We start from the raw sequence: 23,284 nt of genomic DNA on the forward strand, positions 1-23,284 counted from the left end.
CTTTCTCACTTCTTTTCTGCAAACCGTCATGCTACTTAAATCCATCCCCTTGTGGGGCGGGCTGTGCCTGCTCTTCACTGCCGGTACCGCCACCGCTCAGACGCCTGCCAACACCTTCGCCGCCAGCACCAATCATTCCGCCATCATTCGCCCCGACGGCAGCCTCTGGACCAGCGGCATCAACCTGGAAGGGCAGCTCGGCAACGGCACCACTACCTGCAGCACCAGCCCCGTGCGCGTGAAGACCGAAGACCCGAACACCCACTGGGCGCAGGTGGCCGCCGGCACCTCCCACACCCTGGCCCTGACCACCGACGGCCGGCTCTACACTTGGGGCGGCAATAGCAAAGGCCAACTGGGCGACGGCACCAACAAGCAGCACCTGACCCCGGTGGCGGTGAAGCTCCCCGAGGAGGCAGCCCACGCCACCTGGAAGCAGGTGGCTGCGGGCACCTCGCATTCGCTGGCCCTCAGCACCGACGGCCGCCTCTATGTGTGGGGCAATAACACCAACGGCCAACTAGGGCAAGGCACGAGCCTGGACTACACCCACCCCGTGGAGGTGCCCCTGCCAGAAAGTGCCCGTAGTACTACCTGGGCGCAGGTAGCCGCCGGCAACGACCACACCCTGGCCCTCACGGCCGATGGGCGCTTGTTTGCGTGGGGCAACAACCAGTTTGGCCAGCTGGGCAACGGCTCCTACGCCACCTCGCGCGAGCCCGAAGCCGTTGGGCAAACCCGGAAGCTGGCGGCGCTGCGCTGGGCCTACGTGGCCGCTGGCCGCTTTCATACCCTGGCCGTGACGGAAGATGGCAAGCTCTATAGCTGGGGCTCCAACCGATTTGGCCAGCTGGGGGAAGAGGAAGACACCCAGCGCAACCTGCCCACGCTCATGCTGATGCCCGGCGGCCTGGCCAACGCCGTGTGGACGCAAGTGGCCGCGGGCGATGCCCACTCCCTGGCCCTGAGCGCCGATGGCCGCCTGGTAGCCTGGGGCAACAACTGCGCCGGCCAGCTGGGCGATGGCACCACCGTCCGGCAGCTGCAGCCGGTAGTAGTCACCCTGCCCGAGAACGCCTCCGCCGCAGTTGCCTGGACCCGGATAGCCAGCGGAGGCTTTCACAACCTGGCCTACACCGCCGATGGCCAGCTCTACACCTGGGGCGCCAACCGCTTTGGCCAGCTGGGCGATGGCACGGCGCTCGACCACAACCAGCCCATGAGCCAAGAGTCCATCTTCACGAAACAATCCAGCCCAAGCCCCTCCGGCTTGGGGGGCGACCTGAGCTCATTGGATGGCGCAGAGGCCTGGGGATTGAACGACACCCGGCTGCTCAAGGAAATGCCCGAAGCGCCGAGCTTCATGATGCTTCCGCAGCAAGCGGACGACCGGCCCTAAGGCCATGCTGGGTTCTACTCAGCTCAACTTACTTATCTGCTAGAATAGAAGTAGTTCAAGGCCATGCTGCAAAGCGGTTGATTTCTTAACGGACCGTCCGACAGGTACAGGGCGGCCCGTTACGTTATCCGCGTTGGCGGGCGTCGGAGAGGGAGTGCGCAGGAATGGCAACCGGCCGCGCCGTTCCTTTGCGCCTTCTTCCCCGCGCCCATGCCCGCTACGCTATACCTCCTCCCCACCCCCCTGGCCGAAGACACGGCCCCGCAAGTGCTGCCGCCGCAGGTGGTGGCCGCCGCGGCGGCCCTCCCCTATTTCCTGGTAGAGAATGCCCGCACGGCCCGCCGCTTCGTGAAGAGCGTGGCCCCGGCCCGCGTAATCGAAGACATCCGCTTCACGGTCATCGACAAAGACAGTACCGATGCCGAAGTGCGCGCCGCCCTGGCGCCTCTGCTGAAAGAAGGCATTGATGGGGGAATTCTGAGCGAAGCCGGCTGCCCGGGCATCGCCGACCCGGGCGCGGCCTTGGTGCGCGAGGCCCACCGGCTGGGCATTAAAGTGGTGCCGCTGGTAGGGCCGTCGTCCCTGCTGCTGGCCCTGATGGCCTCGGGCCTGAACGGGCAGCAGTTTGCCTTTCACGGCTACCTGCCCATTGAGAAAGCACCGCGCGTGGCCGCCATCAAAACGCTGGAGCGCGAGGCGCAGCAGCGGCAGCAGGCGCAGCTGTTTATCGAGACGCCCTACCGCAACGGGGCGCTGTTCAGCGACTTGCTGGCCCACTTACAGCCCGGCACCCGCCTGTGCGTGGCCGCCGATGTGACGGGCACCGGCGAGTTTATCAAGACCCTGCTGGTATCGGACTGGCGCCGCCTGCCGGCCCCGGAGCTGCACAAGATTCCGACGGTGTTTATCATTGGCACTTAGCCCAACGCGCTAGCCACCACGGCTTATTACTCCTGCAGGTTGATACGGAAAGCCGTGCGCCTGTTTGCTTGCACCAACCTACGCCAGCACCTGGTACACCACCAAAGCAGCCACGTAAGCCAGGCCCGTCATGTAGAGCAGTTGGGCCAGGGGCCACTTCCAGCTCTTGGTTTCGCGGTAGGTGACGGCCAGCGTGCTCATGCACTGCATGGCAAACACGTAGAATACGAGCAGCGAAAACGCCCGCGCCGGCGTGAAGAAGGGCTGCCCATTGGCATCTTTTTCGGCCTGAAGCTTTTGTTGCAGCGTGCCCATGTCGGCGTCCTGGCCCACGCTGTAAATGGTGGAGATGGTGCCCACGAATACTTCCCGCGCAGCAAAGGAGGTCAGCAGCGCAATGCCGATTTTCCAATCATATCCCAAGGGGCGGATGGCCGGTTCCAGCGCCCGCCCGAAGGAACCCGCGTAGGAGTTTTCGAGCCGGGCCGAAGCGACGCGGCGGCTTACTTCGTCTTCGTCCCAGCCCTGGGTGGCCACTTGCTGGCGCACCTGAGCTTCGGCGGTGGCCTGCTTTTGGCCAGGGCCGTAGCTGGCCAGCACCCACAGCAGCACTGAGATGGCCACAATCACCTTGCCCGCCTGCAATACAAAGGCCTGCACTTTCTGGTAGATGGTCAGGCCCACGTTCTTCCAGCGCGGCCACTGGTACACCGGAAACTCCATGATGAAGTAGCTCCGCTCCCGCGCCTTGAGCACCTTCTTCAGCACCCAAGCCGAGCCCAGGGCCGAGAACAAGCCCAGCAAGTAAAGGCCCATCAGGGCCACCCCGCGCAGGTTGAAAATGCCCCAGGTGGCCTGGTCGGGCACCACCAGCGCCACCAGCACCGTGTACACTGGAATGCGCGCCGAGCACGACATGAGCGGGGTCACGAAGATGGTTATCATCCGGTCCTTCCAGCTCTCGATGGTGCGGGCACCCATGATGGCCGGCACCGCGCAGGCCAAGCCCGATATCAGCGGCACCACGCTTTTGCCGCTCAAGCCGAAGGGCCGCATCAGCTTGTCCATTAGGAACGTCACACGGGCCATATAGCCCGTTTCCTCCAGCACGGCCAGGAAGCCAAATAGCAAGGCAATCTGCGGAATGAAGATCAACACGCCGCCCAGGCCGGCCAGCACACCCTCGGTGAGCAGCCGGACCAGGGGCCCGTGGAAGTTGGCCTGAATGGTGGCACTCAGCGCCGAAATCCCCTGGTCTATCCAGTCCATGGGGTATTGTGCCCAGGCAAAAATGGCCTGGAACAGCGTGAACAGAATGCCCAGAAAAAGCAGGTAGCCGCCCACCCGGTGCGTGAGCACCTTGTCGATGTGGTTGCTCACCGGCTCGCGCGTTTCGGTGCGCGTCACGGTCACGGTTTCGAGCAGGATTTCGTTGATGCGGGCGTAGCGGGCAATGGTCTCGGCCGCTTGTTGGGCCATGGCATCGAAGCCGTACTTGTGCGTCAGCTCCTGAAGGTAGGTTTTGTCGTCGGGACTCAGGAAGCTGATGTGGCGGTACTGCTGGGCGTAGTGCAGCGCCAGGTAGTCGTTGTGCAGGTCGAAGTAGTACCGGATTTGCCGCACCAGGGGTAGCAGCTTCTCGTCGGGCTCCCAGCAGCGCACGGGGGGCGCGTCCAGCCGCTGGGCCATTACGATTTTGAGGGCGGCCACGCCGATGCCCTTGCGGGCATTCATGGGGATGATGGGCACACCCAGTTCCCGCTCCAGCGCCGGCAGGTCGATTTTCACGCCGTGGCGTTCGGCCACATCCATCATATTCAGGGCCAGTACGGCCGGCAGGCCCAGGTCGCCCAGCTGGGTAAACAGCAGCAGGCTGCGGCGCAGGTTGTTAGCGTCCACGGTCACTACCACAAAGTCGGGGTAGTTGGCGGCGGTGCGGTCGTAGAGCAGGTCGGTGATTACCTTCTCATCCAGGCTCTTGGGGTAGAGCGAGTACGTGCCCGGCAAGTCGATGATTTCGGCCCGCTGCACCGGCGTGAGCTGCGAAAAGCCCGACTTGCGGTCTACGGTCACGCCCGGGAAGTTGCCTACCTTCTGGTTGAGCCCGGTGAGCTGGTTGAACAGCGACGTCTTGCCGCTGTTGGGGTTGCCGATAAGGGCAATGCGCAGGGGGCGGACGCCGGCCGCAGGGTCGGGTTGCGTTGCAACGGGCGCTGCCGTTGCCGTATCACTCAATATCGCCGCCATAGCTGCGCCTTATTCTTTCAGCAAAATCGTGGCTGCCTCGCTCGCCCGTACCGAGAGCGTATACTCCTGGTCGCCGAGCACCAGCATCAGCGGGTCGCCCAGGGGGGCGCGGCCGCTCAGGCGCACTTGCACTCCGGGCACACAACCCATTTCCAACAGCTTAAGTGCCATCTCGGGGTCTTCGAGGCAGCAAATGGTGCCGGTTTCGCCCAGGCGCAGGTCTTTGGCGGTGCGGCGGGCAGCGGCACTGGCAGCGACGAGAGGAGCGGAACGACGGAATAAAGCCACGAGGAAAACCGGAGGGGAAAGCTTATTTAGAAAGAATACAAACAAAGGTACGCTACCAAACGCTTTCGGTCCGCGAAGAGTTTTTTTGGGAAGCCAAATAAGCCCCTCTGTACGCTCGAACATGGCTTCGGCGGCCCTCTACCGATATAGAGGTTGTATGTACTAATATTTTACAATAACTTTCAGCCCGAGTATTTGTAATTTTGTTCTTTCTACCTTTCATCCTATGCTTACACGCTTACTTCTAATAGCATTATTTATAGTCAACGCTGCAACTTCCGGCTGGGCTCAGCAGGCTCAAATCAAGGGCGTAATTGTTGACAAAGACACCAAGGAGCCACTGCCCTTCACCTCCATCGGACTTAAGAACGAGCAGATTGGGGCGCTTAGCAATGAGCACGGCCAGTTTATTGTGCCCGCGCCCAGCAAAAATGCCGATGACTCCCTCATCGTAATTGCCTTGGGCTATGGCCGCCGGGCCGTGCTGGTAAAGCGGGGCGTGAGCGTGCCCAACCTAACCATTGAGGTACCCAAGCGGGCCGTGGCACTCGGCAACGTGGTGGTGAAGGCCGGCAAAGTGAAGAACCTGGGCCTCGGGGCCCGCACCGACAACCCCGGCGAAGGCATGATTCAGGGCCTGCCCGGCAGCCAGTACGCCTTCTTTGTGAAGAACGACAAGAAGAAGAAATTGGGCAACGTGCGGACGGTATCGTTCTACATCGGGGAAAACGGCTTTCCGCGCGAGCCCTTCCGCGTGCGCCTCTATAAGGCCGACGGCAACTACAACGCCCCCAACACCGACCTGCTCACCGAAAACGTGGTGGTGTCGGCACCCCAGGGCGGCCAGTGGTACACCGTCGACCTGACGCCCTACAACATCATGGCGCCCGAGGAAGGCTTCTTCGTGGCCATGGAGTGGGTGGTAAGCGGCGATAAGTTCTTCGCCACCAATTTCATGGACGATTACACGCCCTACGGCCAGATTATGCGCCCCACCTTCGAATTCAAGGAAAGCCGTACCTGGAACTACTCCATGGGCAAGGGCTGGAGCCTCATCACGGCCTCCAACGGCCAGGGCCTGCGCTACAACGCCATGATTAAGGCCGAGGTCGACATGATTAAGTAAGGAGCTTTATAGGTAAGCCATACCTTACTATCTAATAAAAAAGCCCCGCTCTCGAGCGGGGCTTTTTTATTAGATAGCAACAGCAGTTTCAGCTCAACTACCCCTGCATAATGTCTGATTCGTTAACGCCTTAGAATGGCTTCTTCTTCGCCGGCTGGCTAAGGCCGGCTATCCAGGCGCGCATGGTTTCCTGGGCTACGGGCGAAAACACGGGCTTCATCTCGCCGTTCATCAGCGTCCACTCCGTTTTGGGGGGCTGAAACAGGTGGTTCACGCCCGGCAGGCGCTTGGAGGTGGTATTGCGGCCGATGCTTTTCAGCTCCTTTTCCAGGGCCTCCAGGTGCAAGTCGGCGGGGGCTTCCAGGTCTTCGGTGCCGCTGAGTAGCAGCACGGGGCAGCGCACCTGGTCGAGCTCTGCCACGGGGTCGAAGGACAGGAAATAGCGCTGCCAGGGCGTGAGCATCTTGGTGGCCGCGGCTTGGGCGGCCTGGGGGTCGATGCCGGGCTGGTCTTGCCGCAGCATGTTGCTCACAATGGCCTGGGCCTGCTGCTGATTGGTTTGGCGGATGATGTCGTACATGGTGCGCTGGCGCTCGTAGGCGGCCTGCACCTTGGCGGGGGCCACCTTCTGGGCCCGCTGCTGGGCCACTTGCTGCTGCAGCAGGGTTTCTTCGCCGGGCAGGCCGTAGCCCGCCAGCGCCACCACAAACGCTGGCGGCAGCGGCTGGCCCGCCGCCAGCAAGGCCACGTTGGCCCCTTCGCCGTGGCCCACCACGCCGATGCGATTAATGTTGACTTCCAGCCGGGAGCGCAGGTAGTTTACCGCCGCTTGCACATCGGTCACCAGCATTTCGGTGGTGGCCGTGGCCGTGCTGCCGCCCGACTGGCCCACGCCGCGGTCGTCGTACCGCAGCACGGCCACGCCGCGCCGGGTAAGGTAGTCAGCTAGGGAGCCCAGAAAACGAAACTCCCCCACCGTGCCGTCGCGGTCTTGCGGCCCTAAGTCGCTCACGAGCACCACGGCCGGAAACGGGCCTGGGCCAGCCGGCACGGTCAGCGTCCCGCTAAAGTTGAGCCGCGCCATGGGGTTGTTGAAGACCACTTCCTCTTCGCGGTAGGGCGGCGGCAGGCGGGTGCCGCTCCCACTGACGCTGGGCATGGGCGAGTACCGCAGCAGCACCGGCGATTTCACCCCGCCCTGGGACCATACCCCGTTGAGCTCGTGCCTAACCGTATCGAGGCGGGCCGCGTAGCTGCTGCCGGCTTTGGGCATGCGCAGCAGCACCGAGTCGCCGCGCACGGTCACTTCTGCGGTCATTCGGCTCACCTTTTGAGCGGGCACGTCGAGGGCAGCGAAGTACTTCCCGCCGGCCAGCGGCACCACGCTAATCGTCATGTCATTCCCACCGGCCGTCACCGGCAGCTTCCCCCTCCACAAGCCGCCTAGTGGCAAACCTTTTTCTGTCGGTGCCTCGGCATTAGCCGCGCCGCTGGCTGCGCTCAATAGGCACAACAGCAGCATGAAAGCCCCAATAAAACCCCTTTTCATCTTATCTTTATTAACATCCATTTATGGCACCCTAAAGATAAGCAGTAGTTCGTATTCAGTTGATTGGGCAACGACCTTCCTCCGCTTCAGTCATGCTCGGGCTGCCGTTCAAAACATCAGAAAATCACAGCGATGTACTTAAGCCACTTCACTTTCTTGAGCTACAGTTTTCCAGTTCAGCCCGCTGGGCGCTAAGCCCCTTGTTGTAGTTTTCGTCGCCGTGCGAATCCGCAAAGCCCATCACATGCATCTGGCTCGTGCCGTAGCGCTGGCCGATGGGTCTGCTAATCTGCTAAATGGTGCAACGCCAGGAGGCTTAATGCCGGCGTTATCGGTGTCGAACAGCGCCTTTTCGCTTCGCTGTACACGTTGTAGCCGCCATAACCGCGCACCGTGGCGCCGGGCTGCGTGATTTCCTTGAACCTGAAATCGGTCGGCTTGGCCCTGCTCATGTCTGAGGTATTGTCCACGGCATTGGCCGCGCCGGCGGCCATTATGCCGTCGCGGTACCCACGGCCGTATCGGCGGTGGCTTCCTAGTGGCTGGTCTTTGGTTTCGGGCTTATTTAAGTTGTCGCAGCCAGTGAGCAAAGCAGCCGCAGCCAGGAGAGCAGGCAAGGGTTTGGTCATGGAGAGGGAGTTGGATTAAAGAAGTATTTCCTGCTCCGTTGCGCATAATATGCAAGTATGTTGTTTTTTTGGGGACACAAGGGGCCATTAGAGGCTCCTGAGCGAAAAGCTTAAAATCTATTCGTATAGCAATAAAAATGCGCCTTTGGTAGTTTACGGCAAATTTTAATTTGCATTCAGCAGACCATTTACTGCCCTCACTGAAGATGGATGGCGATATAATGAAGTAGAATTTGTAAATTTGCCAGTCTACCATCCATTATTATTATTTTTGGCAATGAAGAAACACTTACCTTTTCTTGCATTATGGGTTTTGTTGCTACTGCCGGCGTTGAGTTGGGCGCAGGAAAACCGCATTACGGGCCGTGTTGTAGACGCTAAGACGAAAGACCCGGTGCCGTTCGCCTCCATCGGCCTGCGCGAAGAAGGCACGGGTGCCCTGACCAACGAATATGGCTATTTTCAATTGGCTGGGCTCGAGAAAAGCGCTCAGGACTCCCTGATTGTGATGACGTTGGGCTACGAGCGCAGCGCCGTCCTCATCAAGCGCGGCAGCACCGAAGACCTCATCATTGAGCTGAAAAAGCGCGTAATTGAACTGGGCAATGTGGTGGTAAAAGGCGGCAAGGTGAAGAACCTGGAGCTGGGCTCTAACTCGAATAACCCCGGCGAAGGCATGATTCAGGGCCTGCCTGGCAGCCAATATGCTTTTTTCGTGAAAAACGATAAACAGAAGAAGCTGGGCAACGTGCGCACGGTGTCGTTCTACATCGGCGAAAACGGCTTTCCCCGCGAACCCTTCCGCGTCCGCATTTACAAGGCTGACGGCAACTACAACGCCCCCAACACCGACCTGCTCACCGAAAACGTGGTGGTGTCGGCGTCGCGCGGCGGCGAATGGTACACCATCGACCTGAGCACCTATAACATCCCAGCGCCGGAAGAAGGCTTCTTCGTGGCCATGGAGTGGATTGTGGGCGGTGATAAGTTCTACACCACCAACTTCATGGACAACTACACGCCCTACGGCCAGATTATGCGTCCCACCTTCGAATTCAAGGAAAGCCGCACCTGGAGCTACACCATCGGCAAGGGCTGGAACCTACTCACGCTGGCCAACGGCCAGGGCCGCCGCTACAACGCCATGATTAAGGCCGAAGTCGACATGATTAAGTAAGCGCGAGAAGCGAGCCCAGTGCGGCTCTCTTTCCCGGCAACTATTATACAGGTGGATATAAAACAGAAACGGCCCTGCTCACCAGCAGGGCCGTTTCTGTTAAGGAGTTTCTCAAGGAGGCTACCGTTTCGGTGTGCCTAGCCACGCTCTAGGCTACTGCGGCTGCCAGGTAACAGCCACAGCAACGCCGAGGCGTTACTTCTTGCTCTGCGCTACAATCCATTCGCGGATGGTTTCCTGCGCTTCGGGCGAGAAGTTGGGCTGGGGCTGGCCGTTGAGTACGGGCCACTTGCCGGGCTCGGGCTGGAAGAGGTGGTTGACGCCGACCAGTTTTTTGGCGGTCACGTTCTTGTTCAAGGCCAGGCCTTTTTGCAGGGCTTTCTGGTTGGCGTCGGCGTTGATGGTGAGGTCGGCAGTGCCGTTGAGCAGCAGCACCGGGCAATGCACGAGCACCAGCTTTTCGAGGGGGTTGAACGCCAGGAAGTAGCGGTAGCGGGGCGAAGTCAGCTCGGCGGCGCTCGACTGGGCGGCGGCGTTGTCGATGGCCGCGTTGTTCTGCTTCAGCATATTGGCCACAATGGCCTGGGCCTGGGAGTTGTCGGTGGTTTGCCGAATGATTTCGAGCATGGCCAGCTGGCGCTTGGTGGCGGCTTCAATCTGCGCGTTTTCGCTGCCGAGGGTGCGCAGGGTCGTGGCCTGCTGCTGCACGGCAATGTCGCGGCCGGGCAGGCCATACGCGGCCAGGGCCACCACAAAAGCGGGCGGCAGCGGCTGCGACGCGGCCAGCAAAGCCACGTTGCCGCCTTCGCCGTGGCCCACCAGGCCGAGGTGGGCCAGGTCAATTTCGGGACGGGTGCGCAGGTAGTTCAAGCCGGCCTGGGCGTCGCTCACTAAATCGGCGGTGGTAATGGCCGGCGTGCCGCCCGACTTGCCCACGCCGCGGTCGTCGAAGCGCAGCACGGCCACGCCGCGCCGGGTGAGGTAGTCGGCCAGCAGGCCCAGCGGCCCGAAGTCGCCGACGGTGCCGTTGCGGTCCTGGGGGCCGGCGTCGCTGAGGAGCACCACGGCTGGAAACGGACCCGGGCCCGCCGGAATGGTGAGCATGCCGCTCAGCCGCGCATTCACGGTGAGGTTGCTGAAGGTGGCTTCTTCCTCGCGGTACGGCGGCGTGAGGCGCACGTTCTTGGCCGTCATATCTGGCAGAGGGCTGAAGGCGAGCACCATGGGCACCTTAAACCCGGGCTGCTGCCAGGTACCGGCCATTTGCTTGCCATCGGCCGATACGCGGCCCACAAAGCGGCTGTTGGCTTCTTCGGCAAACAGGCGCACGGTGTCGTTTTTCACTTCCGTTTTCACGGCCATGCGGCTCACCTTCTGCAGCGGCACGTCGAGCGAGCAGAAATATTCGCCCCCGCTGAGCTTCACAAAACGGAAGATGACTTCCAGCTGCCCGCCCGGCACTTTGAGCTGGCCCTTCCACAAGCCGTCGAGGGCCGGGACTTCAGCGGGCGCGGCCGCCACGGCCGTACTCTGCCGGGTGCCGGCCTGCGCCGAGGCCGCCAGGGTTAAACAAATAAGGAGAGTACCAAAAAGGCGGGATAAGCGGAGGGTATTGATTGTCATAATAAAAAGAAGCGTCGAAAGGCTAAATCTCACCCAAAGTTATTCAGGGCGGGGCAAGCCGACTGTAAAGTAGCAAAATAAATATCTGGCTACCCGTATTCCGGCAGGCGGCGGAACTGAAAAAATGTAATTCAACCCCGATTCGACGGTATTGACCGAAGTAAAATTTACTCGCTCACAAACACCCGCTTCACCCGCTCGCTCACGTTGGTGAGCAGCTCGTAGGCAATGGTGCCGATGCGGGCGGCCAACTCCGGCAGCGGCAGCCCCTCGCCAAAGACCAGGGCCACGTCGCCGGCGCGGGCCTGCGGAATGTGGGTCACGTCGACCATGCACATATCCATGCATACCGAGCCCACCAGCGGCGCCCGCTGCCCGTGGATGAGCACCGTGCCCGCGCCGTTGCCGAAGCGGCGGTCGTAGCCGTCGGCGTAGCCGATGGCCAGCGTGGCAATGCGGCGCTCGGCCTCCGTGGCCGCGCCCCGGCGGCCGTAGCCCACGGTGTGGCCGCCGGGCAGGGTTTTGATTTGGGAAATGGTGGTGCGCAGCTGGCTCACCGGGCGCAGGGCCGCGGCGTCGCGGCCGCTGGCATCTACGCCGTAGAGGCCGATGCCGAGGCGCACCATGTCGAAGTGGGCTTCGGGGAAGCGCAGGATGCCGGCCGAGTTCAGGGCGTGCTTGAGCACGGCGTGGCCCAGCGCGGCTTCCAGCACGGCGGCCATGCGCCGGAAAGCGGCCAGCTGCGTGCGGGTGAAGTCGTCGTGCTCGGCTTCGTCGGCGGCGGCAAGGTGGGTCATGAGGCTGGCCACGGGCAGGCGGGCCGGGTGCTGCTGCAGCAAGGCGGCCAGCGCGGGCAGGTCGGCTTCGTCGAAGCCCAGGCGGCGCATGCCGGTATCCAGCTTGAGGTGGATGGGCGGGGGAGCGACGGAGTGGCTGAGTGGCTGAGCGGCTGAGGGCTGCGCTTCCGCCGGGAAAGCGGCCAGGTACTCATTCAGCATGTCGAAGGAAAAGATTTCGGGCTCCAGGCGGTAGTGCTGCAGCGTGCTGAACGAGTCCGGTGCCGGGTTCATCACCATAATGGGCAGGCTGATGCCGGCTTCGCGCAGGGCCACGCCTTCGTCGGCGTAGGCCACGGCGAGGTAGTCGGCCCGCTGAAATTCGAGCAGGCTGGCCACTTCGTAGGAGCCAGCGCCGTAGGCAAAGGCCTTCACCATCACCATGAGCTTGGTGCCGGGCTGCAGCCGGCGGCGGTAGTGCTGCAGGTTGTGGCTGAGCGCGTCGAGGTTGACTTCCAGCACGGTGCCGTGCTGCTGGGCCTGCAGGGCGGCCACAATGCGCTCGAACCCAAAGCGCCGGGCGCCCTTTACCAGGATAACTTCGCGGGCAAAGGCATTGGGGTCGAGCGAGGCCAGGAAGGCTTCGGTATCGGGGTAGAAGTCAGCGGTTAGCGGCGGGTGGCCTGCGGGCGGCGCCAGGGTAAAGAAGTGGCGGTACCGATTGATTTCGGGGCCAATGCCGACGAGGCGCGTTACGCCGGCCGGGGGCAGCAGGGCCGCCACACGGGCATACAGCTCCTCTCCGCTCAGGCCCGATTCGAGCACGTCGCTCAAAATCAGGGTGCGGCGACCGGGGCGCGACTGCCGGCTCAGCGCGTTCAGGGCCAGGGCCAGGCCGGCGAGGTCGTTGTTATAGGTGTCGTCGAGCAGGTAGGAGTCGTGGCGCCCCAGCTTCATCTCCAGGCGCATGGCCACGGGGTGCAGCCGGGCGAGGCGGCGCTGAATTTCGGCCGGCTCAACCTGCCGGTGCAGCAGCACGGCCAGGCAGTGCAGGGCGTTTTCGATAGACGGCTCGTCGGAGAAAGGCAGCGTAAACGCGGCTTCCAGCCTCACGCGGGCGTACCGGGCATGCAGGCTGGTGATGCCGCTGGTGCTATTGGGGTCGAGCGCGAAGTAGAGGTCGGCGGGCTGTCCGGCGTGGCGCGTCCAGCTCAAGCCCGGGATGTTTCGTTGGGCCACGGCAGCGCGCACCAGCGGCTGGTCGTAGCAGTAAAACAGCCGCCGAAACTGGGGGCCCTGGAATAGCTGCAGCTTCTCGGCCAACTTATGCTGGCTGGAGGCAAAGCCGGCATCGTGGGCCGTGCCCAGGTTGGTAAAAATCCCTTCGGTGGGCTGAATGATGGCGGCCAAGCGCGCCATCTCCCCTACTTCCGAAATGCCGGCCTCGAAAATGCCCAGCGTGTGGCGTTCGGGATTCAGTTCCCACGCGCTCAGCGGCACGCCCACCTGCGAGTTGTAGGAGCGTGGCGAGCGGCAGATGTCCTCGTCGGGGCTCAGGAGTTGAGCCAGCCACTCCTTCACAATGGTCTTGCCGTTGGAGCCGGTGATGGCTAGCACGGGGCCACTGAATTCGGCGCGGTGGGCAGCGGCCAGAGCCTGCAAGGCTGCGAGCGGGCTTTTCACGGCAATAATGCCGGCGCCGGGATACGCGCTGAGGCTGCCGGGCAGTTCGGCCGTTTCTTCTACTACAAACAGCCGCACCCCCTGGTCGTAGAGCTCGGGCAAGTAGCGGTGGCCATTGTGGCTGGGGCCGCGCAGAGCAAAAAATAAGGCCCCGGCGGGCAACCCCACCCGGCGGCTGTCGAGCACCAGGTGGCGCACCTCGACGGCGGGGTCGGCGGGGGACTGGAGCAGGTGGCCGGCTATCAGGGCCGGGAGAGCAGAAAAGACGAACACGTCGCAAAGGTCGGCGGCGGCTCCGGAAATGAGGTGCTTGAGGCGTGGGCGTCTGGAACCCTTGCACGCTTGGGCTCTGGGCGCTTTCGGAGTTGCATTCCGAAAGAGCCAGCGAGGAACAGCCAGCAAGGCGGCGCCGGCGTTGCTGGTTACGCAGCGGTGGCGTTTTGCTTGTGTCTTTGCGCAGCCCCATTTTCACCCAAAATTCAAAGGCAAAATAACTCATCTTTAGCTAGTTTGATGAATATTGTGTAAATAGGATTTACTTTCTGCTCACACTCTGTTTCCTTTTCCTATGAGACGTTTTAAGGTATTGAGCCGGGGCCTGCTGTGGGCGCCGGTGGCGGCGCTGGCCCTGGGGGCCTGCAGCCACAAAGCCACCTCCGTGGTAACGGCGCCCGCGGCGCCCGCCACCACAGCCCCGGCCGTGGCCGCGGCGGCCCCAAAACCTGCGCCGGCGGGCCCAGCTTTCCAGATTCCGGTTGAGTACTACACCTTGCCCAACGGGCTGCGGGTGGTGCTATCGTCCGACCATACGGCGCCCACGGCCACGGTGGCGGCGTACTACGCGGTGGGCTTCCGCACCGAGCCGCGCAACCGCACGGGCTTTGCGCACTTGTTTGAGCACCTGATGTTTCAGGGCTCGCAGAACCTGGGCAAGAACGAATTTATTGGGCTGATTCAGAAGAACGGCGGGGCGCTGAATGGCTCCACGCGCTTCGACTTCACCAACTACTACGAGGTGGTGCCGGCCCACAAGCTCGAAACCATTCTGTGGGCCGAAGCCGACCGGATGCGGGGCCTGGCCATCACCAAAACCAACCTGACCAACCAGCAGGGCGTGGTGAAAAGCGAGGTGCGCGTGAACGTGCTCAACCAACCCTACGGCGGCTTCCCGTGGCTGCTGATGCCCCAAAAGGCCAACAAAAACTGGAACAACGCCCACAACTTCTACGGCGACCTGAAAGACCTCGACGCGGCCACGCTGGAAGACACAAAGGATTTCTTCAAGACCTACTACGCCCCCAACAACGCCGTGCTGGCGGTGGTGGGCGACTTCGAGCCTGCCGAGGCCAAGGCCTGGGTGCAGAAGTACTACGGCAACATCCCCAGCGCCCAGCAGCCACCCAAGCCCGACCTGACGGAGCCGCGCCAGGAGCAGGAGCAGCGCTTCGTGCAGGACGACAAGCTGGCCACCAAGCCCGCGCTGGCCTTCGCCTACCACATGCCCGAGCGCAACACCCCCGAGTACTATGCCCTGGTGATGCTCGACCAGATTCTGCTGCAAGGCAAAGACAGCCGCCTCTACCAGGCCCTGGTGCAGAAGCGCGGCTACACCGACGACGTGAGCGGCGGCATCAACTCGGACCTGGGCAACCAGTTCAGCTACAACGGCCCCATGCTGTGGATGGGCAGCTTGGTGTATGACCCCACCGTGCAGGCCGATTCTGTGGTGGGGGTGCTCGACCAGGAAATCAACCGCCTGGCCCGCACCGGCATCGACCAGGCCACGATGGATTTGGCTTTGGTAAAAATCCGCTCGTCGTTCTACGACCAGGTGAGCGGGTCCGACAACTTCGGCCGGGCCGATTTGCTAGCTTCGTTTGCCTTGTTCGACAACGACCCTTCGCGCATCAACCGCCTCGAGAGCGAGTTCCGCCGGGTGACGCCCGAGCTGATGAAGAAGACCCTCAGCGAATACCTGCGGCCCACCAACCGCACCATCATCACCGTCAACCCCCTGGCCAAGAGTTAGCCTTCCCTCCCCTCGCCATGAACAAGCTATTTATTGGGCTGCTCAGCGCCGCCCTTGTGGCCACGGCTGCCCCCGGAGCCCAGGCCCAGCAGGCCCCCGCCAAAGCCAAGGCCAAAACCACCGCCAAGCCGGCCACCAGCCGCTCGGCCGGCGTCGCCAAAGCCGTGGCAGCCGCCAAATCTCCGGCCACGCCCAAGCAGGCCCCACCCCCGGGCGGCAAACCCCGCGACTTTACCCTGCCCGCCAAAGAAGAATTCACCCTAGATAATGGACTGAAGGCCAGAATTGTGCCGTACGGGCAGGTGCCCAAGGTGACGATGATGGTGGCCATTCAGGCCGGCAACGTGCACGAGGCCGATGATGAAGTAGCCGTAGCCGACCTGCTGGGCAAGCTGCTACAGGAAGGCACGGCCACGATGTCGGCCACGCAGCTGGCTGAGCGGGTGGCCCGCATGGGCGGCACGCTCAACATTTCGGTGGGCGCCGACCAAACCAGCCTGTGGGCGTCGTGCCTCTCGGAATACGCCCCGGAGATGGCCGCGCTGCTGGCCGAAGTGGTGCAACGCCCGGCCCTGCCGGCCTCGGAAGTGCCGCGCCTGAAAACCGACCTGAAGCGCCAGATGGCCCTGGCCCGCGCCCAGCCCGGCGTGCAGGCCCGCCAGAAATTCACAGCCGCCATCTACGGCAGCCACCCCTACGGCCGGCCCCTGCCCACCGACGCTCAGCTCGATGCCCTGACCCTGGAACGGGCGCAGAATTTCTACAAGACGCAGTACGGTGCCCAGCGCTCCAGCCTGTACGTGGCCGGCCGGTTTGAGGCGCCCGGGCTGCGCCAGGCCATCACGGCCGCCTGGGCCAGTTTTCCGCAGGGCCCCGCGCCGCACATCGACATCGTGAAGCCGCTGGCCAAGGCCGACCTGCTGACCCAGGACCGGCCCAACGCGCCGCAGTCGACCATCGTGGTGGGCTTGCCGGTTATCGACCCCACCAACCCTGATTACATCCGGTTGCGGGTGATGAACTCGCTGCTCGGCGGCTCGTTTGGCTCGCGCATCACGCGCAACATTCGGGAAGACAAGGGCTACACGTACTCGCCCTACAGCTTCATCGAAACCCACTACCGCACCGGCAACTGGAGCCAGAACGCCGACGTGACCACCGCCGACACCTACAATTCGCTGCATGAAATCATGAACGAAATCGAGCGGCTGCAAAAGACCCCGCCCTCGACCGATGAGCTCAAGGGCATTCAAAACTACGAGGGCGGCATGTTTGTGCTGCGCAACTCCAACCCCGGCGGCATCATCGGCCAGCTCAACACGCTGGACCTGCACGGCCTGCCCGAGACCTACCTCACCGAGCAAGTCAAGAACATCAACGCCGTGACGCCCCAGCAAGTGAGCGAAATCGCCCGCAAGTACATCCGCCCCGAAGCCATGACCGTGGTGGTAGTGGGCGACAAAAAGGTGATTGAGCCGCAGCTCAAGAAGTTTCAGGCCGAGCGCAAGAAGCCGATGTAACGAGGCGCCTCCCGGACTCCGCACCGAAAAGGAGATGGAGGGCCACGGAGGTTTTGTTCAATAGCACCATTAAAAAGCCCCTTGCTTAATAGCAAGGGGCTTTTTAATGGTGCTTTCTCATTAGGCTGGCCCACGACATCATTGCCAAGGGCCACCACGGCACCCTGGCCCTGGAAACCCGGGAAGGCGAGTTCACCGAATTCACGGTCCGAATACCCGCCTAACTTTACGGCCCGCCGCCAGTTCTTCTCCGCATGAAATTCCTTCGCCTTCTCTTCGGCCTGAGCGTGGCCGCGCTGCTCACCGACTGCGCCCGCCGGCCCACCAAGCTGGAGATATACGACGTGGTCATCAACCACGTGACCGTGGTGGACGTGGTGACGGGCCAGCTCAAGCCCAACCAGGTCGTGACCGTGTCGAAGGGCAAGATTGTGGGCGTAGACCCCGCCGACAAGGACAGCTACGCGGCCAAGCAGTACGTGAACGGCAACGGCCGCTTCCTCATCCCCGGCCTGTGGGACATGCACGTGCACTTCCGGGGCGGCGACAGCCTCATTGCGGCCAACCAAAAGAGCCTGACCCTTTTCCTGGCCCACGGCATCACCACGGTGCGCGACGCCGGCGGCGACCTCACGCCGAGCGTGATGCAATGGCGCCAGGAAATGGAGGCGGGCAAATTGGCCGGGCCGCACATCTTCACCTCGGGCCCCAAGATAGATGGGCCCAAGGCGTACTGGCCCGGCTCGCTGGAAGTGGAAACGCCCGCCCAAATCCGCAAAGCCCTCGACTCGCTCCAGCGGCTGCACGTGGACTACGTGAAGATTTACGACAGCACCATTTCCGGCGAGGCCTACCTGAACACCATTTCGCAGGCCCAGAAGCGGGGTATGAAGACCACCGGCCACATGCCCTACTCCGTGACGCTGGGCGAGGCCGTGAAGCGCGGGCTCGATGCCACCGAGCACCTCTACTACGTCTTCAAGGCCTGCTCCGGCAAAGAAGATAGCCTGACCGCGCTGGTGCGCAACAGCCTGAAGACGCCCAAGCCTCTGGGGCTGTTTGCCGTGCTGCCTGCCGTGTACGATACGTACAGCCCGGCCGCCGCCGAGCGCATCTTCAAGCTCATGGCCAAGTACCACACGGCCGCGGTGCCCACGCTCCACATCAGCAAGACCCTGAGCGAGCTGCCCGAAAACGACCACTCCCAGGACACCCTGCGGGCCTATATCGACCCCAAAATCCAGGCCACCTATACCCGGCGGCTGGCCAGCGCCCGCCAGCAGTCGGCCGCCGCCCAGGCGTTTAGCAAGAAGCTGGAAGCCAAATTCTTCAGCCTCGTGCCGCTGATGCAGGCGGCCGGCGTGCCCATCCTGGCCGGCTCCGACAGCGGGCCGTTCAACTCCTTTATCTACCCCGGCGCCTCCCTGCAAGACGAGCTGATACTGCTGGTGCAGGCGGGCCTCACGCCGGCCCAGGCCCTGCAGGCGGCCACCATCAACGGCGCCAAGTTCATGGGCGTGGCCGACCGCACTGGCACCATCGCCCCGGGCAAGGACGCCGACTTGCTCCTGCTGACCGCCAACCCGCTGGAAAACATTGCCAACGTGAAAAGAATCGACGCCGTGGTTTCGCGTGGCAAGGCTTACCCGGCGGCGGCCTTGAGCAACATGCTGCGCGCTATTCGGAACCGGTAGCGCGGCAGGGTAGCTAGATGGGGTGTTCCCGACCAGTATACTTAATCATAAGATAGAACTTTTCTTAGGGGTTATAAGGCGTACCTTGCATGTAAATCAGCCAGCTAAGAAGCCAAAGGCGCTGATTTATTTTGCATTTAAATAAGTTGCGCCGGTCTTTTTCAGATAGGCCACATTCTTTACGATGGGGCGACCGACCCAGGCACGCCTACTAACCACTTGAACCATTGCCGGTTACATCGGCGCCAATCCCATGAAGGAAAGCGAAAAGCGGTACCGGCGCTTGATTGAAGCCAGCCAGGACTTGCTGGTGACGGTGAGCCTGCAGGGCCGCATCATCGACACCAACGAGGCCGCCGTGAAACTCACGGGCGTCGACCGCGAGACCCTAATGGGTTCGGACTTTTTCCACTACTTCACGGAGCCGGAACTGGTGCGGGACGTGTATCAGGAAGTAGTAGCCAGCGGCGCCGTGAGCAACGTGCCGTTCACCCTGCGCCACATCAACGGCACGCTTACGGAGGTGCTCTTCGACGGCTCGGTGTACAAGGGCGACCAGGGCGAGCTGCTGGGCGCGGTCATTGTGGCCCGAGAAATCGCGGAGAAAAAGTGGGCCACCGAGCTGGGCCTCGCCAACAAGGAGCTGGCCTTCCAGCACCACGAAAAAGAAAAGCGGGCCGATGAGCTCAGCATTGCCAACGAAGAACTGGCCTTTCAGAACGACGAGAAAGAAAAGCGGGCCCAGGAGCTCAGCGTGGCCAATGAAGAGCTGGCGTTTCAGAACGACGAAAAAGAGAAACGGGCCCAGGAACTGAGCATTGCCAACAAGGAACTAGCCTTCCAAAACGACGAAAAGGAGAAGCGCGCCCAGGAATTGAGCATTGCCAACACCGAACTGGCCTTTCAAAACGACGAGAAAGAAAAACGCGCCGCCGAGCTCAGCATTGCGAATAAGGAACTCGCCTTTCAGAATGATGAAAAAGAGAAGCGCGCGGCCGAGCTCAGCGTGGCCAATGAAGAATTGGCTTTTCAGAACGATGAGAAGGAAAAGCGGGCCCAGGAGCTGAGTGTGGCCAACGAAGAGCTGGCCTTTCAGAACAATGAGAAGGAAAAACGCGCCGAAGAGCTGAGCATCGCCAACACGGAGCTGGCGTTCCAAAACGACGAGAAGGAGAAACGTGCGGCCGAGCTTGGCATTGCCAATATTGAGCTGGCTTTCCAGAACGACGAGAAGGAAAAGCGCGCCGCCGAGCTGGTGCTAGCCAACAAGGAGCTGGCGTTTCAGAACGACGAGAAGGTGAAGCGGGCGGCGGAGCTGCGCATTGCCAACTACGCCCGCGGCCTGATTGAAGCCAGCCGCGACCCGCTGGTAACCATCAGCCCGGAAGGCAAAATCACGGACATGAACCAGGCCACCGTGAACATCACGGGCCTGGACCGCGAGCAGCTCAGCGGCTCCGACTTCTTCGTGTACTTCACCGACCCGCAGATGGCGCGCGAGGTGTACCAGGAAGTGTTTGCCAAGGGCACCGTGGCCGACTCGCCCCTTACCCTGCGCCACAAAGACGGCAAGCTCACCGATGTGCTGTTCAACGGTTCGGTGTACAAGAACGACGAGGGCGAGGTGCTGGGCGTGGTGGTGGTGGCGCGCGACGTGACCGACCAGAAACGCATTGCCACCGAACTCACAGAAGCCAAAATTGCGGCCGAGCTGGCCACCGTGCTAGCCGAGGAGGCGCAGGCGAAAGCCGAAGACGCCGTAAAGGCCAAGCAGCAGTTCCTGAGCAACATGAGCCACGAAATCCGTACGCCCATGAACGCCATCATCGGCTTCACGAAGGTGGTGCTGAAGACGGAGCTCACCGACAAGCAGAAAGAATACCTGACGGCCATCAAGCTCAGCGGCGACACGCTGATTGTGCTCATCAACGACATCCTGGACCTGGCCAAAGTGGACGCGGGCAAGATGACCTTCGAGCTCATTCCCTTCAAGCTCGCGGCGTCGGTGACGGCTATGGTGCACCTGTTCGAAACCAAAATCCAGGAAAAAAACCTGGCCCTGGTGATGGACTACGACACCCGGATTCCGGAGGTGCTGATGGGCGACCCCGTGCGCCTGCACCAGATTATCCTGAACCTGGTGAGCAACGCCGTGAAGTTTACGACCGAGGGAAAAATCACGGTGGGCGTGCGTCTGCTGGTGCAGGACAAGGAGAAAGTCATCCTGGAATTTGCCGTGACGGACACCGGCATTGGCATCGAGGAGGCGAAGCTCAACACCGTGTTCGACAACTTCCAGCAGGCTACCAGCGGTACGAGCCGCCTCTACGGCGGCACCGGCCTGGGCCTGGCCATCGTCAAGAACCTGGTGGAGCCGCAGGGCGGCACCGTGAACGTGCGCAGCCGGGTGGGCGAAGGCTCCACGTTCAGCTTCATTTTGAGCTTCCCCAAAACCACCGAAAAAGCCGCCGCCGACCTGGGCCTGCACATCGACCTGGAAACGGGCTTCCAAAACGTGAAGGTGCTGGTAGTAGAAGACATTGCCCTGAACCAGCTGCTGATGAAAACGCTGCTCGAAGAATTCGGCTTTGAGATGGAAGTGGCTGGCAACGGCCAGATAGCTGTGGAAAAGCTGCGCACCACCGCCTTCGACATCGTGCTGATGGACCTGCAGATGCCCGTGATGAACGGCTTTGAAGCCACCGCCTACATCCGCAACGAGCTGAAGCTGACGGTGCCCATCATTGCCCTGACGGCCGACGTGACCACCGTGGACGTGGAGCACTGCAAAGCCGTGGGCATGAACGACTACATCTCGAAACCCATCGACGACAAGCTGCTCTACAGCAAAATCATCAAGTTTTTGAAGCTGGCCAGCAGCAGCGCTGCCACTCCGGAAACCCTGGAAGGAGACTCGGCGGGCCCGGCTTTCATCTGTGTCAACTTCGACTACCTGAAGCGCATCACCAAGAGCGAGGCGCGCATGGCCGAAATGATTCGCCTGTACCTGCAGGAGATTCCGCAGCTGGTGCAAACCATGAAAAAGTCCATCGGCGAGCGCAACTGGGTGGCCTTGAAAATGGCGACGCACTCCATCATCCCCACCTTCGCCACCATGGGCATCGACCCACAGTACGAGGACATTGCCAAGGCCATTCAGGCACTGGCCGTGATGCTTATCCTGAAGGATACCGGCGACTGGGCCAGCGACGAAAGCCGGGCCCGCATCCACACGCTGTTTGGGAAAATAGAAACCGTGTGCGCCCTGGCCGCCCGCGAGCTGGAGGAAAAGCTGGTGCTGCTCACCAAAACCGGTCAGCCCGTCCGTGCCTCCTCATAGTCGAGGACCGTTTTCATGAACGAGAGGACAAACCAACTTATTCTTGTTTGTAAATGGGGTTATTAATCTGCACAAACAGCCCTTTTCCCTGCCATGCCACAGCGGCACACCATCCTGAACAAAGCAGCCCATGTTGCGCATGCGCGCTGCCACGTAGGAGGCCACCATTTTTATATAGGCCCAACTCGCTGAAAGTCCTTATCGCCGCGCTCTTCCTGCTTTCTTTCACCGGGTGCGGGGGGGCAGGTTATTTGGATAGCGTTCCGGGCGTGAGCAACTCAGTTGCTGAATCCAAACGAAGAAACGTGTTTATACAGGAGCTGACGCTACAGCGCAACTTTACAAACCCCACCGTACAGGTTGAATCGGCGTGGCTGGAGAAAAGATGGACGTACACCGGATACAGTCATGCCAACACTGCCATCATTTCACACCACGATAATTACGTTTCGCTCATTGTTATCCTGTCGCGAAATCTAGGAGATAGTACCCTCATAAATACGTCTACTAACAAAATTGCGGACGCGCATACGCAAAAGGTTGTCTGGTTCATCACCCCTCGGCCATCGACGGAAACACTGACGTTTAAGATGGTCCACCAGGACCTTGTCCTGCCAAACAATAGCTGCACGTTTCTACTGCCATCGGCTGAAGAATAGCACAAAAGTCCCTCGTTTTCCCGAACTGCTGGCTCCTACTCAATAATTGAGCTACTGAAGTGACTTCCAGCCCAGATTGAGTTCTGAAAACTGGTTCACCAAATCAAAGCTGCAGCGCTTCCAAAGCCTTAGCGCCACGGTGCTGGCGCCGGTGCGGGTGGCCGCCAGCTGGCAGATGAGCAACCATGCCACGGTGGCCTACCAGCGCTTTGAGCGGCCCGTCAATGGCCTGGCGCTGCGCAACCTGCAGCTGCAGTCGACCCAAACCGTGCAGATGCCCCGCGAGCTGCGCCTGACACTGCACCTGACGCTGCGCTACCGCTTCCAGCACGGGCAGCAGGCAGCGGCTTGCTCCCGCAGTAGCTACGAACTGGAGGAACTGCGCCGCACCGGCCAACAGTAGCCCAGCATCGGTGAACTATCGTCAGCCGCTCTTCGCCAACCAGCGGGGAGCGGCTGACTGCCTTCGCGCATTGCCTGCACCTGGCAATAGACCCACTGGGATGAAGGCGGAATTGCGGGCAGCCACGGGCTTGCGCAGGCGCCCTATTGCTACAATGCCTTTAAGTAGCACGCTGGCTTTTAGCTAGCTATTTGAAAGCTAATGCTATTTACTGCAGAAGC

Annotated in this window: 15 protein-coding genes; 9 read left to right on the forward strand and 6 right to left on the reverse strand. The window is 61.6% G+C overall.

Annotated elements, in window-relative coordinates; all coding sequences use genetic code 11:
* The first annotated feature begins 28 nt into the window (after positions 1 to 28).
* Both AUC43_RS03800 and AUC43_RS03805 read left to right on the forward strand, forming a co-directional pair.
* Positions 29 to 1,399, forward strand: a complete 1,371-nt coding sequence (locus AUC43_RS03800; RefSeq protein WP_082684888.1) for an RCC1 domain-containing protein — start codon at positions 29 to 31, stop codon at positions 1,397 to 1,399.
* A 210-nt stretch (positions 1,400 to 1,609) separates the two neighbouring features.
* Positions 1,610 to 2,320: an SAM-dependent methyltransferase gene (locus tag AUC43_RS03805; RefSeq protein WP_068190137.1), complete on the forward strand. Its 711-nt coding sequence runs from the start codon at positions 1,610 to 1,612 to the stop codon at positions 2,318 to 2,320.
* A 78-nt stretch (positions 2,321 to 2,398) separates the two neighbouring features.
* Here the strand turns inward: AUC43_RS03805 and feoB are convergent, their stop codons facing one another.
* Together feoB and AUC43_RS03815 are read right to left on the reverse strand one after the other, a co-directional pair.
* Complete coding sequence (gene feoB / locus AUC43_RS03810) at positions 2,399 to 4,555, reverse strand: ferrous iron transport protein B (RefSeq protein ID WP_335340912.1); 2,157 nt, start codon at positions 4,553 to 4,555, stop codon at positions 2,399 to 2,401.
* Positions 4,556 to 4,576: 21 nt separating this feature from the next.
* Positions 4,577 to 4,855 (reverse strand): FeoA family protein, encoded by a 279-nt coding sequence (locus AUC43_RS03815; RefSeq protein WP_068190139.1) that lies wholly within the window; start codon positions 4,853 to 4,855, stop codon positions 4,577 to 4,579.
* Positions 4,856 to 5,081: 226 nt separating this feature from the next.
* Here AUC43_RS03815 and AUC43_RS03820 point away from each other — a divergent pair, with 226 nt between their 5' ends.
* Positions 5,082 to 5,981, forward strand: coding sequence for a carboxypeptidase-like regulatory domain-containing protein (locus tag AUC43_RS03820; RefSeq protein WP_068190141.1), 900 nt, complete (start codon positions 5,082 to 5,084; stop codon positions 5,979 to 5,981).
* 130 nt (positions 5,982 to 6,111) lie between these two features.
* On the opposite strand, the gene AUC43_RS03825 is transcribed toward AUC43_RS03820, so the two are convergent.
* Together AUC43_RS03825 and AUC43_RS03830 are read right to left on the reverse strand one after the other, a co-directional pair.
* Entirely contained in the window at positions 6,112 to 7,503 is a 1,392-nt protein-coding gene (locus AUC43_RS03825; RefSeq protein WP_157780913.1) for an alpha/beta hydrolase family protein, read from the reverse strand.
* A 311-nt stretch (positions 7,504 to 7,814) separates the two neighbouring features.
* A complete protein-coding gene (locus tag AUC43_RS03830; RefSeq protein WP_068190143.1) occupies positions 7,815 to 8,159 on the reverse strand; it encodes a hypothetical protein in 345 nt (114 codons plus the stop codon).
* Between the two features lie 313 nt (positions 8,160 to 8,472).
* Between AUC43_RS03830 and AUC43_RS03835 the strand changes: the two genes are divergently transcribed.
* Positions 8,473 to 9,336, forward strand: a complete 864-nt coding sequence (locus tag AUC43_RS03835) for a carboxypeptidase-like regulatory domain-containing protein (RefSeq protein ID WP_068190144.1) — start codon at positions 8,473 to 8,475, stop codon at positions 9,334 to 9,336.
* 195 nt (positions 9,337 to 9,531) lie between these two features.
* Here the strand turns inward: AUC43_RS03835 and AUC43_RS03840 are convergent, their stop codons facing one another.
* Positions 9,532 to 10,959, reverse strand: coding sequence for an alpha/beta hydrolase family protein (locus tag AUC43_RS03840; RefSeq protein ID WP_068190145.1), 1,428 nt, complete (start codon positions 10,957 to 10,959; stop codon positions 9,532 to 9,534).
* Positions 10,960 to 11,126: 167 nt separating this feature from the next.
* Positions 11,127 to 13,691, reverse strand: coding sequence for a bifunctional UDP-N-acetylmuramoyl-tripeptide:D-alanyl-D-alanine ligase/alanine racemase (locus AUC43_RS03845; RefSeq protein WP_068190147.1), 2,565 nt, complete (start codon positions 13,689 to 13,691; stop codon positions 11,127 to 11,129).
* A gap of 295 nt (positions 13,692 to 13,986) precedes the next feature.
* On the opposite strand from AUC43_RS03845, the gene AUC43_RS03850 reads away from it, so the two are divergent.
* From AUC43_RS03850 to AUC43_RS03875, 5 genes are all read left to right on the forward strand, one after another.
* A complete protein-coding gene (locus AUC43_RS03850; RefSeq protein ID WP_068190149.1) occupies positions 13,987 to 15,447 on the forward strand; it encodes a M16 family metallopeptidase in 1,461 nt (486 codons plus the stop codon).
* Positions 15,448 to 15,464: 17 nt separating this feature from the next.
* A complete protein-coding gene (locus AUC43_RS03855) occupies positions 15,465 to 16,967 on the forward strand; it encodes a M16 family metallopeptidase (RefSeq protein WP_082684893.1) in 1,503 nt (500 codons plus the stop codon).
* Between the two features lie 254 nt (positions 16,968 to 17,221).
* Positions 17,222 to 18,661 (forward strand): amidohydrolase family protein, encoded by a 1,440-nt coding sequence (locus AUC43_RS03860; RefSeq protein ID WP_068190152.1) that lies wholly within the window; start codon positions 17,222 to 17,224, stop codon positions 18,659 to 18,661.
* Positions 18,662 to 18,914: 253 nt separating this feature from the next.
* The gene (locus AUC43_RS03865) at positions 18,915 to 22,001 is read left to right on the forward strand and encodes a PAS domain S-box protein (RefSeq protein ID WP_068190154.1); all 3,087 of its coding nucleotides are present in this window, start codon (positions 18,915 to 18,917) and stop codon (positions 21,999 to 22,001) included.
* Positions 22,002 to 22,736: 735 nt separating this feature from the next.
* Entirely contained in the window at positions 22,737 to 23,063 is a 327-nt protein-coding gene (locus AUC43_RS03875; RefSeq protein WP_068190161.1) for a hypothetical protein, read from the forward strand.
* The last annotated feature ends 221 nt before the right edge of the window (positions 23,064 to 23,284 follow it).

Origin of the sequence: Hymenobacter sedentarius (assembly GCF_001507645.1) — a bacterium.
In the GTDB taxonomy this organism is placed as follows: domain Bacteria; phylum Bacteroidota; class Bacteroidia; order Cytophagales; family Hymenobacteraceae; genus Hymenobacter; species Hymenobacter sedentarius.

What these genes read in the sequence shown, in the direction of transcription:
- AUC43_RS03865 (WP_068190154.1), top strand. Translation starts at nt 18,915, where the DNA reads ATGAAGGAAAGCGAAAAGCGGTACCGGCGCTTGATTGAAGCCAGCCAG.
- AUC43_RS03855 (WP_082684893.1), top strand. Translation starts at nt 15,465, where the DNA reads ATGAACAAGCTATTTATTGGGCTGCTCAGCGCCGCCCTTGTGGCCACG.
- AUC43_RS03820 (WP_068190141.1), top strand. Translation starts at nt 5,082, where the DNA reads ATGCTTACACGCTTACTTCTAATAGCATTATTTATAGTCAACGCTGCA.
- AUC43_RS03840 (WP_068190145.1), bottom strand. Translation starts at nt 10,959, where the DNA reads ATGACAATCAATACCCTCCGCTTATCCCGCCTTTTTGGTACTCTCCTT.
- AUC43_RS03850 (WP_068190149.1), top strand. Translation starts at nt 13,987, where the DNA reads ATGAGACGTTTTAAGGTATTGAGCCGGGGCCTGCTGTGGGCGCCGGTG.
- AUC43_RS03805 (WP_068190137.1), top strand. Translation starts at nt 1,610, where the DNA reads ATGCCCGCTACGCTATACCTCCTCCCCACCCCCCTGGCCGAAGACACG.
- AUC43_RS03825 (WP_157780913.1), bottom strand. Translation starts at nt 7,503, where the DNA reads ATGCTGCTGTTGTGCCTATTGAGCGCAGCCAGCGGCGCGGCTAATGCC.
- AUC43_RS03860 (WP_068190152.1), top strand. Translation starts at nt 17,222, where the DNA reads ATGAAATTCCTTCGCCTTCTCTTCGGCCTGAGCGTGGCCGCGCTGCTC.
- AUC43_RS03830 (WP_068190143.1), bottom strand. Translation starts at nt 8,159, where the DNA reads ATGACCAAACCCTTGCCTGCTCTCCTGGCTGCGGCTGCTTTGCTCACT.
- AUC43_RS03800 (WP_082684888.1), top strand. Translation starts at nt 29, where the DNA reads ATGCTACTTAAATCCATCCCCTTGTGGGGCGGGCTGTGCCTGCTCTTC.